Origin of the sequence: uncultured Mailhella sp. (assembly GCF_905187505.1) — a bacterium.
GTDB lineage: Bacteria > Desulfobacterota > Desulfovibrionia > Desulfovibrionales > Desulfovibrionaceae > Mailhella.
This window is the reverse complement of the sequence record NZ_CAJJIC010000101.1, coordinates 1-8,613: the sequence shown is the minus strand read 5'-3', so window position 1 is coordinate 8,613 and position 8,613 is coordinate 1. Positions and strand designations below refer to the sequence as shown.

At 63.7% G+C, this 8,613-nt stretch carries 10 protein-coding genes; 4 read left to right on the top strand and 6 right to left on the bottom strand.

Annotated elements, in window-relative coordinates; all coding sequences use genetic code 11:
• Positions 1-82: 82 nt before the first annotated feature.
• From miaA to QZZ60_RS08900, 6 genes are all read right to left on the bottom strand, one after another.
• Entirely contained in the window at positions 83-1,018 is a 936-nt protein-coding gene (miaA, locus tag QZZ60_RS08925) for a tRNA (adenosine(37)-N6)-dimethylallyltransferase MiaA (RefSeq protein WP_295640637.1), read from the bottom strand.
• Positions 1,015-1,593, bottom strand: coding sequence for a pantetheine-phosphate adenylyltransferase (gene coaD / locus QZZ60_RS08920; protein WP_295640635.1), 579 nt, complete (start codon positions 1,591-1,593; stop codon positions 1,015-1,017). Before coaD ends, miaA begins: the two co-directional genes overlap by 4 nt.
• Entirely contained in the window at positions 1,575-2,135 is a 561-nt protein-coding gene (gene rsmD, locus QZZ60_RS08915; protein WP_295640633.1) for a 16S rRNA (guanine(966)-N(2))-methyltransferase RsmD, read from the bottom strand. Before rsmD ends, coaD begins: the two co-directional genes overlap by 19 nt.
• Positions 2,136-2,345: 210 nt before the next feature.
• Positions 2,346-3,959: an MBL fold metallo-hydrolase gene (locus QZZ60_RS08910; RefSeq protein WP_295640632.1), complete on the bottom strand. Its 1,614-nt coding sequence runs from the start codon at positions 3,957-3,959 to the stop codon at positions 2,346-2,348.
• 396 nt (positions 3,960-4,355) lie between these two features.
• Positions 4,356-5,321, bottom strand: a complete 966-nt coding sequence (locus QZZ60_RS08905) for a hypothetical protein (protein WP_295640630.1) — start codon at positions 5,319-5,321, stop codon at positions 4,356-4,358.
• A gap of 12 nt (positions 5,322-5,333) precedes the next feature.
• A complete protein-coding gene (locus QZZ60_RS08900; RefSeq protein WP_295640628.1) occupies positions 5,334-5,732 on the bottom strand; it encodes a hypothetical protein in 399 nt (132 codons plus the stop codon).
• Between the two features lie 354 nt (positions 5,733-6,086).
• On the opposite strand from QZZ60_RS08900, the gene QZZ60_RS08895 reads away from it, so the two are divergent.
• The 4 genes from QZZ60_RS08895 to QZZ60_RS08880 all read left to right on the top strand — a co-directional run bounded on the left by QZZ60_RS08895 (position 6,087) and on the right by QZZ60_RS08880 (position 8,526).
• On the top strand, positions 6,087-6,746 hold the full coding sequence (locus tag QZZ60_RS08895) for a TIGR00730 family Rossman fold protein (RefSeq protein WP_295640626.1): 660 nt from the start codon (positions 6,087-6,089) through the stop codon (positions 6,744-6,746).
• Between the two features lie 3 nt (positions 6,747-6,749).
• The gene (locus QZZ60_RS08890; protein WP_295640624.1) at positions 6,750-7,283 is read left to right on the top strand and encodes a nucleoside deaminase; all 534 of its coding nucleotides are present in this window, start codon (positions 6,750-6,752) and stop codon (positions 7,281-7,283) included.
• Between the two features lie 65 nt (positions 7,284-7,348).
• Positions 7,349-7,648 (top strand): hypothetical protein, encoded by a 300-nt coding sequence (locus QZZ60_RS08885; RefSeq protein WP_295640622.1) that lies wholly within the window; start codon positions 7,349-7,351, stop codon positions 7,646-7,648.
• Between the two features lie 68 nt (positions 7,649-7,716).
• A complete protein-coding gene (locus tag QZZ60_RS08880; protein WP_295640620.1) occupies positions 7,717-8,526 on the top strand; it encodes a class I SAM-dependent methyltransferase in 810 nt (269 codons plus the stop codon).
• The last annotated feature ends 87 nt before the right edge of the window (positions 8,527-8,613 follow it).

The window sequence follows — 8,613 nt, the reverse complement described above, 5'->3', positions numbered from 1 at the left end:
AGCCGCAAGGCGAAACAGGGGGGCGCGGGGGGAATTATTTCCCCCGCATTGCCTTTCCGGGGGCCAGGGGCGGCGCCCCTGATTAAATCCCGAGGAATTCACGTACCGGGGCTTCGAGCTTCCGGTGTTCGCCGGGGCGGAACCATTGGATGCGTTTGTCTGCGCGGAACCAGGTCCACTGTCGTTTGGCGTAGGCGCGGGTATTTTTCATCCAGAGCTCGAGGCATTGGGGGAGGGATATTTTTCCCTGGAGGAATGCGGCGGTTTCGGCGCAGCCTATGCCGGACCAGCCGGGGGCGGAGGCATCGGGGCAGATATCGAGGGCGCGTCTGGCCTCGTCGAGGGCGCCCTGTTCGATCATGATGTCGATGCGCTTTTTGAGGAAGGGGGAGAGTTCCGGGAGGGGGAGGCCTATGCCGAGGCGGAGGACGGGCCAGGGAGCGGGCGGCGTGGTCTGGCGGTGCCACCACGAGAAGGTTTTTCCGGTAGCTTCCCACACTTCGAGGGCGCGGACGTTGCGCTGGCTGTCGTTGGGGTGGATTCTGGCGGCGTAGTCGGGGTCGACGGCGGCAAGGCGCGCGTGCAGGGCGGGGGCGCCCAGGGTTTCGCATTCTCTGGAGAGTCTTGCGGTGATGGCCGGGTCCACGGGTGGGATGGCGGCAATGCCGTCCAGCAGGGCGCGCAGGTAGAAGCCCGTGCCGCCCACGAGCATGGGGATGCGGCCTTCCGCAAGGGTTTCTCGGATGGCGGCGACGGCCGTGTCGGCCCACTGTCCTGCGGAGATTTTTCCCGTGGTTTCGAGCCAGCCGTAGAGCTTGTGGGGGCAGACGCGGCGTTCTTCGGCCGAGGGCTGGGCGGTGATGACGGGAAAGTCGCGGTAGACCTGTCTGGAATCGGCGTTGATGACGGCGGCGGGGCATCCGGCCTTTTCCAGCAGGGCGGCGAGGTACAGGGACGCGGCGGTCTTGCCGGAGCCTGTGGGACCGACGATGCAGAGGATGCCGGGGGCTGCGTTCATGAACGGAGCTCCTCGCCGGGGCATTCGAGCAGGTCGTCGTCGCTCATGTCGTCGCTGCCGCAGTTCGAGGTGCCGGGCCAGGAGTCGGGCAGGTGGTAGGCGCGGCGCAGGCGGGGTATGACGGTGGGGGGCACGAGGCAGCGCACGTCGCCGCCGAGGGATGCCACGTTGCGTATGTTGGTGGAGCTTATGTACATCCAGCGCAGGTCGGACATGAGGAAAATGGTCTGGACGTCGTGCTGGAGCTTGCGGTTCATGAGGGCCATCTGAAATTCGTAATCGAAGTCGGAGACGGCGCGCAGGCCGCGGAGTATGGCTTTGGCGCCCACGCCGGCGGCGAAGTCCACGAGCAGGCCGGCAAAGGGCATGACCTTCACGCCGGGGATGCCTTCAAAGACCTCGCGCACGATGTCCACGCGCTCTTCGAGGGAGAAGAGCGGATGCTTGCCGCAGTCTCTGGCCACGGCCACGATGACGGTATCGAACAGTTCGAGGCCGCGGCGAATGATGCACTCATGGCCGTTGGTGAGCGGATCGAAGGTGCCGGGGTAGATGGCTATGCGTTCTTCACCCATACCAGAATCCTCGTGTTTCCGTAGAGTCGTTCTGCCTCAAGGCGCAGATCGTACTGCGCGTCGGCGCGGAGCGTGAGTCCTTTTTCCACTTCTGCGACAAGAAAGCCGTCGTCGGCGAGCCAGCCCTGCCGGATGATGTTTCTGAGCGTGGGCTTGAAGAGGTTGGCGCCGTAGGGAGGGTCGATGCAGATGAGCTGACAGGGTTCGGCGGGACGGCGTGCGGTGACGCGAAGGGCGTCTTCCTCATGGATGGCGCAGCGGTCGGCAAGGCCGAGATTGGCGGCGTTCTTGCGCAGGCATTCTGCGGCCTTGTGGTCTTTTTCGATGAAGTCGGCAAAGAGTGCGCCGCGGCTCAGGGCCTCGAAGCCGAGGCTTCCGCTGCCCGCGAACACGTCGAGAACGCGCATGGCGCCCCACACGACGCCGCGCGCCTCGAGCATAGAAAACAGGGATTCGCGCACTTTGCCCATGGCGGGACGGTAGCCCGGCCCGGTGACGGTCTGGAGAGTGCGTCCGCGACAGGCTCCGGCAATGATTCGCATGAAGGGTTCCTGAGAGAGGCGCGCGGGGCGCGCCGCCGGAAAAGATCCGGGATGAGGTTTGCCGCGCAGAACAGGCGCGAAGGCCTCCCCGGGCGTGGAGCTGAGAGGAGGCGGAAGACATTGATCGCGCACGGACGCGGAAGAGTAAAAATAGCGCGTGTGCGAAGCGCTGACAAGAGGGCCCCCGCGTGGTGCGGGGGCCGGAAGGAATCAGAGCTGGGAGAGGAAGAGCACGAGATCGCGTTCGATTTCCACGAGGCGGTCGCGCAGTTCGGTCTGCTCCTCCCAGGGGATGTCGTCGATGTGGGCGAGGCGTTCGCGAACCTGGGCGGCGCGCTGTTCGAGTTCTCCGGCGAGGAAGTTCCAGTCCACGCGGGGCTTGGCGCGCGAGGGGCTCGGCACGTGCACTTCGGGCGCGGCCGTGCCTTCGATGGTGGCCTCTTCCAGATACTCGGGAATGCGCGGCGTGATGCCGAAGCGTTCCTTGATGAGTCCGGCAAGGATCTGCTGGGCCTTCGGTTCGCCGTGCACGAGGGCGATGTTCATGCCCGGACGGGCCATGCCGCCTATCCATTCCAGAAGCTGACTCTGTCCGGCGTGGGCGGAGAAGCCGTTGATGGTGAATATTTTTGCGGCCACGGCCACGTCTTCGCCGAAGAGCCGCAGGGTCTTTGCGCCGTCGACGAGCTTTCTGCCCGGGGTGCCCATGGCCTGATAGCCCACGAACACGATGCTCACGCCTTCCTTCCACAGGTTGTGCTTGAGGTGATGGCGTATGCGGCCGGCGTTGCACATGCCGCTTGCCGACAGAATGATGGCCGGGCCTTCCATGGTGTTGAGCTTCTGGGATTCCTGGGCGCTCTGGGTGAAGCGCACGAGGCCGTCGGGCGTGGCCTTGAAGTCTTCGACCGTGAATTCCGGGGTGCGCAGGTGATCGGCGTACTTCATGAAGACCTGCGTGGCCTTGGATGCGAGGGGACTGTCCACATAGATGGGCATTCCCGCGGGCAGGCGGTTCTGCTTTTTAAGAATGAGCAGACTGTAAAGGATTTCCTGCGTGCGCTCCACGGCGAACACGGGAATGATCACCTTTTCGTTCCGGGAGAAGCTGTAGTCCACGGCCTCGGCGAGTTCTTCGAGCGTGTCGGCCTCGCCCTTGTGGTCTCTGTCGCCGTAGGTGGATTCCACAAAGAGCCAGTCCGGGGTTTCGGGCATGGCGGCGTCGGGCAGAAGCAGCGCGCCGGGGCGTCCGAGGTCGCCGGAAAACACGAGGCGGGTCACCTTGTCGCCTTCGGTGACGGAAAGTTCGAGGAAGGCCGCGCCGAGAATGTGTCCGGCGTGGCGGAATCTGACCTTCACGCCCGGGGCGGGAGAGACTTCGGCGTCGAAGTCCACGGGGCGGAGCAGCTTTGCCGTGGCGAGGGCGTCGTCCGTTTCATAGAGCGGTTCGCTTCCGGCGTTTTCGGTCGTGCCGCGCCGCTTGTCGTGGCGGCTTTTCCACTCGTGATCCATTTCCTGGATGTGCGCGCTGTCCTCGAGCATGATGGCGACGAGGTCGGCGGTGGGGCGCGTGCAGTAGATGCTGCCCGCAAAGCCCTTTTTCACCATGCGGGGCAGAAGGCCGGAATGGTCGATGTGAGCGTGGGTGAGCAGGATGAAGTCCAGCTTGTCGGGACGATAGTTGTCGGTCTGAAAGTTGCGCTCTTCAATGGCGGAGTTGCCCTGGAACATACCGCAGTCCACGGCAAAGCGAGACGCGCCGGTTTCTATGACGTAGCAGGAACCGGTGACAGTCTGGGCGGCCCCCAGAAAGGTGATTTTCATGACACAACTCCTAAAATAAGGTTCCGTATGGTTGCAGCATAGGCGTTTTCCTCCCCCTGTGCAAGAATGAGAGGAAAGAACCGACGAAAAAACTTGGTTTTTATGGGCCTTGTTCTTCGTTATACAGAAGCGTTTTTCCCATGGGCATCGTCATGCGGGCCCGCATGAGGTCAGAAGCCTGGACAGAACGCGCACGGAAGGAGAAGCATGACCGTGTCCGTCTCCGGGCGCAGGCACGGAAGGGAGCGCGATGCAGGGGGCGCGCCGGTACAAGGAAGCGCTTGTCTTCCCGGCGCAATCGTGCCCGGCTCAGCTTTGAAAGAACAGCGGGGTCAGAAGCAGCACCGAGGCGTACATGACAAGCCAGGAGACGATGATGAGAGGAGGGGCCGTCTTTCATATGTCCCGGCTTCCTGTCCACTCGTTGCCGTGCATCAGCGCGGCGGCGGAGCTTGCGGCCGGGGTGAGGAAGGCCAGATGCACGCTCATGACCACCATGACGACCGCAGGAACCGGATTGGTGCCGTTGCCGGAACAGTAGCTGAAGATGACGGGCATGAGCGCCGCACCCACGGCGCCGTTGTTGATGAACTGACAGAGGCAGAGGGCCAGCAGGCCCATGCAGGCGACGAAGAACAGAGGCGAGGCGGAACCGAATACCGGTTGCAGCAGGCTCAGAAAGAAGGGCGTGATGCCGCTTTCCGGCGCAGCCATGGCCCCGGAGAGCGGCTGCACCAGCGCAAGAATGAAGATGATGCCCCAGGCGACGCCGCCGGTCAGGGCCCGGAAGGGCAGGAAGGGCCTGCCGTTCCGTCTTACGGCACACATCACCGCGATGACGAGCATGCATATGCCCGTGTTGCCGATGCGCCTGAGCAGTCCGACGGGCGGGAGTTCCTCAGGAAGAAAGGCGGGAATGAGCAGCAGCACCACAAGGGCGAGCAGAAAGCCCAGAACGATTTTCTGACTGCCGGAAAAGCTGACGCTGCCGAGCGCTTCGGCCCGGAAGTTTGCAAGCCTGCCGACGTCGGGCCGCACGACGCAGCGGGCGAAGAGCAGAAAGAGCAGGGAGCAGACAAGACAGATGACGAGAGCCGTCACCATGTATCCGGCGTAGTCGATGGAGGAGCCGGAAAGGGCTTCGTAGGTGCCCATGACCGTGAGGGCCAGCTGCTTGAAGGGAATGAGCGACATGCCGACCAGCGAGGCGTAGACCACGCCGAAGACCATGAGTTTCGGATAGTCGTCGCCCTTTTGGTAGCCGCACACCTCGCAGATGCCGTACAGGATGCTCCATCCTATGAGGGCGGCGGGGGAAGCGCTGGTCAGGCCGCCGAGCAGCATGATGGACAGAAAGAACATGTAGGTGAAGAGTCACGGCCTTCCGGCGATGAACTTCCGGGTGATGATCCACAGGGAAATCTGCTTCGAGACGCCGTAGTGATTGATGGCGGCGCAGAACACGAAGATGAAGAACATCATGACCACGGTGGGACTGCCGAAGCTCCGGGCGAGCATGTCTTCGGGCGCGAGTCCGCCTATGAGGACGAGGGGCAGCATGCCGGCCATGCTGGGCCAGATGATCTCGATGAATATCCAGCCGTAAAGGACGCCGAGAAAAATGCCGATGAGCGCCATGCCCTGTTCCGTGAGCGGAGGAACGGGGGGCAGCAGCCTGACGCTGAACATGACGGAAAGGCAGACGAAGGAATGAAGCAGGAAGGGAAGAGGCTTTTTCCCGGAAACGGGAGGCGTGGAACGTTTTTCGGACATGGGGTCTCCGAAGGTGAGGGGGAGGGCGCATCCTGCGGGCAGTTCTGCGGAAGGCGCGGAGCCTCTGCGGGGACTTTCCGGGCCTTCGAGGTCGCCGGAAGACGAGCCTGTGCGGGAAATCGGCGGGGAAAAGGGCGGCGCGGCTTTGCGGGCCGGGTTCTCCTCTTCTTCTGGGATACGATGAACGTCCCGCTTTTTCAAGACGGAACGAAGACCGTTTTGCAGCGCGGGCCGCGCTTCGGAACGCGGACGTCCTTTTCCGGCACTTTTCATGCCGCCGCCCGAACCGCCTCTTGCGCCTCGTGTATCCGCGGGCTATGATACGCTGGAAAAAGACTTTTTACAGGAGAAACCATGAGCGCAACGTCGCAGCAGTATATCATAGATTCCCTGTCCGCGCAGGAGTCGTGGAGGCTTTTCCGCATACTCGCGGAAATCGTGGACGGCTTTGAGGACCTGAGCGGTCTGCCGCCGTGCGTGTCCATCTTCGGTTCGGCGCGCCCCGGCGAGGATTCCGACGTGTACGAGGAAACGCGCCGCGTGGCGAAAACCCTCGGCGAGGCGGGATACGGCATCATCACGGGCGGCGGGCCGGGCCTCATGGAGGCGGGCAACCTCGGCGCAAGCGAGGCGGGCGCGCCTTCGGTGGGCCTGCACATCCATCTTCCCATGGAGCAGGAGCCCAACAAGTACCTGAGCATCCGCAGTGATTACCGGTACTTCTTCATCCGCAAGCTCATGTTCGTGAAGTACTCCATAGCCTACGTGGTCATGCCCGGCGGCATGGGCACCATCGACGAGCTTTCCGAAGCCTTCGTGCTCGCGCAGACGCACCGCATCAAGCCATTCCCCATCATTCTTTACAGCCATGCGTTCTGGGACGGACTTCTGGAGTGGATACGCGGCCGCATGATCAAGGACGGCTACCTGCGCGAAGAGGAACTCGATCTCGTGACCGTGTGCGACACGCCCGAAGAGGTGCTTTCCACCATACGTCGGCGCGTGGTTCTTTAGAGCATGGAACTTTGCAACCTCTGCCCCGAAAATGAGCGCTGGCGTGCCCTTTCCTCCTGGGGGCCGGAACCTCCGGCTCCCGCGGGAACGAGCTGGCGCGCGCTCATGCTCAGGGCGCTGCGCCTCGCGGGCCGCGCCGCAAGATCGGGCGAGGTGCCCGTGGGCGCGCTGGTCGTGAACGAGGAGGGCAGAGTGCTTGCCGAGGCGCACAACGAAACCGAGCGCCTGCACGATCCTACGGCCCACGCCGAAGTGCTGGCCCTGCGCCGGGCCTCCGCGGCCGCGGGCAATCACCGCCTCGGCGGCTGCGTGCTCGTGGTCACCCTGGAACCTTGCCTCATGTGCACGGGGGCCATACGCGAGTCGCGCGTGTCCGGCGTGGTGTTCGGCGCCTCCGACGCCCGGGCCGGAGCCGTGTGCTCCTGTCTCGAAGGCCTCGACTACGCCTGCACGGGCTCCGCACCCTGGAGCTTCGGCGGCGTGGAGGCCGAAGCCTGCGCGCGGATTCTCAAAAACTTTTTCCGGGTCAGGCGCTGACCTGTCCGCAAGAGCCGCGCACCGGGCGCGGCATGCCTCAGATTTAACCAGAAACGGGGGACCCCATGAACAATACGGTTGACGAACTTACGGTGGACTACGAGGAAGACGGCATTCTCAAAATAAAGGAAATAGACAAGGAAGTCCTCTCCAAGGGCGCATGGGCCACGGTGCTCTTCCGCTACCGCGAATGGCAGGAAAACGATACCTACGGCCCCGACCGCTACGTCATCCGCCGCTACAAGAAGTCGGGCGGAGAATACCGCCAGCAGTCCAAGTTCACCATTTCCAGCAACGATCAGGCCCGCCGCATCGTCGACGCCCTGAGCCGCTGGATGAACGACGACTCCGAAGACAAAAAATAGACCCGCATCAGGACGAAGCCCCGCTTCCCGCCCGTGACGCGCCCGGCAGGCCGTAAAGGAGGCTCTTCATGGCCGAATATCGCCGTCAGTTCCTTTCCGAAGCAAGACAAAAGGTGCTGCATCAGCTCATTTCCGGCTGGAAACGGCGCGGCTCCTCCCTGCTTCAGGTGGGGCTGAACGCCGGATTCTCCCCGGAATTCTTCTGGGAAGCGGGCTTCGACGTCACCGCCCTCGACCGCTCCCCGGCCTGCCTGTCCGCCGCAAGACAGCAGACCGGAGACCGCGTGGCCTACCAGTGCGGCAGCCCCGAGGCCCTTCCCTTCGACGACGGCTTCTTCGATTACGCCGTGCTCATCCATCACGGCATAAGCTCCCTGCCCCGGAACAAAGGGGAAAACGTGCTCGCCGAAGCCCTGCGCGTCGCCGCACGCGGCATCATCATCATGGAGTGGAACCGCTGCTCCCTCGCCGGAGTGCCCCAAAGCGCCCTCGCCCACTGGGAGACCCCCCAGGACGACGCCTGCGCCGTGTGCTCCGAGCCCCCCCTCGGCGTCAAACCATGGGAACTCTACGCCATGGTGCACCGCGCCTGCCCCGGCCGCCGCATAAGCATGGTGTCCGCCCTCCCCCTGTGGGAAGCCCTGTGGCCCGACGGCTCCCCCGGCCCCCTCGCTTCTCTGCGCCGCGCCGTCGCCCCCCTGAACCTCGCCCCCCTCCCAGGCCCCCTCGGTGCCCTCATGGCCCTGAAACTCGACTGGGCCCCCATCCCCCTTACCCCCATAGGCATGCTCAAATCCGCAGCCGCCTCCCTCTGCTCCCCGGCCAAACCCTCCCGTGAACAGGTCATGGGCCATACCTCCACGGAAATAAGACAGTAAACGCAGAAAACGCAGGAAAGAAGGGAAACGCAGGAAAGGCAGGAAAGGCAGGAAAGGCAGGAAAGGCAGATCAGGGGCGCTGCCCCT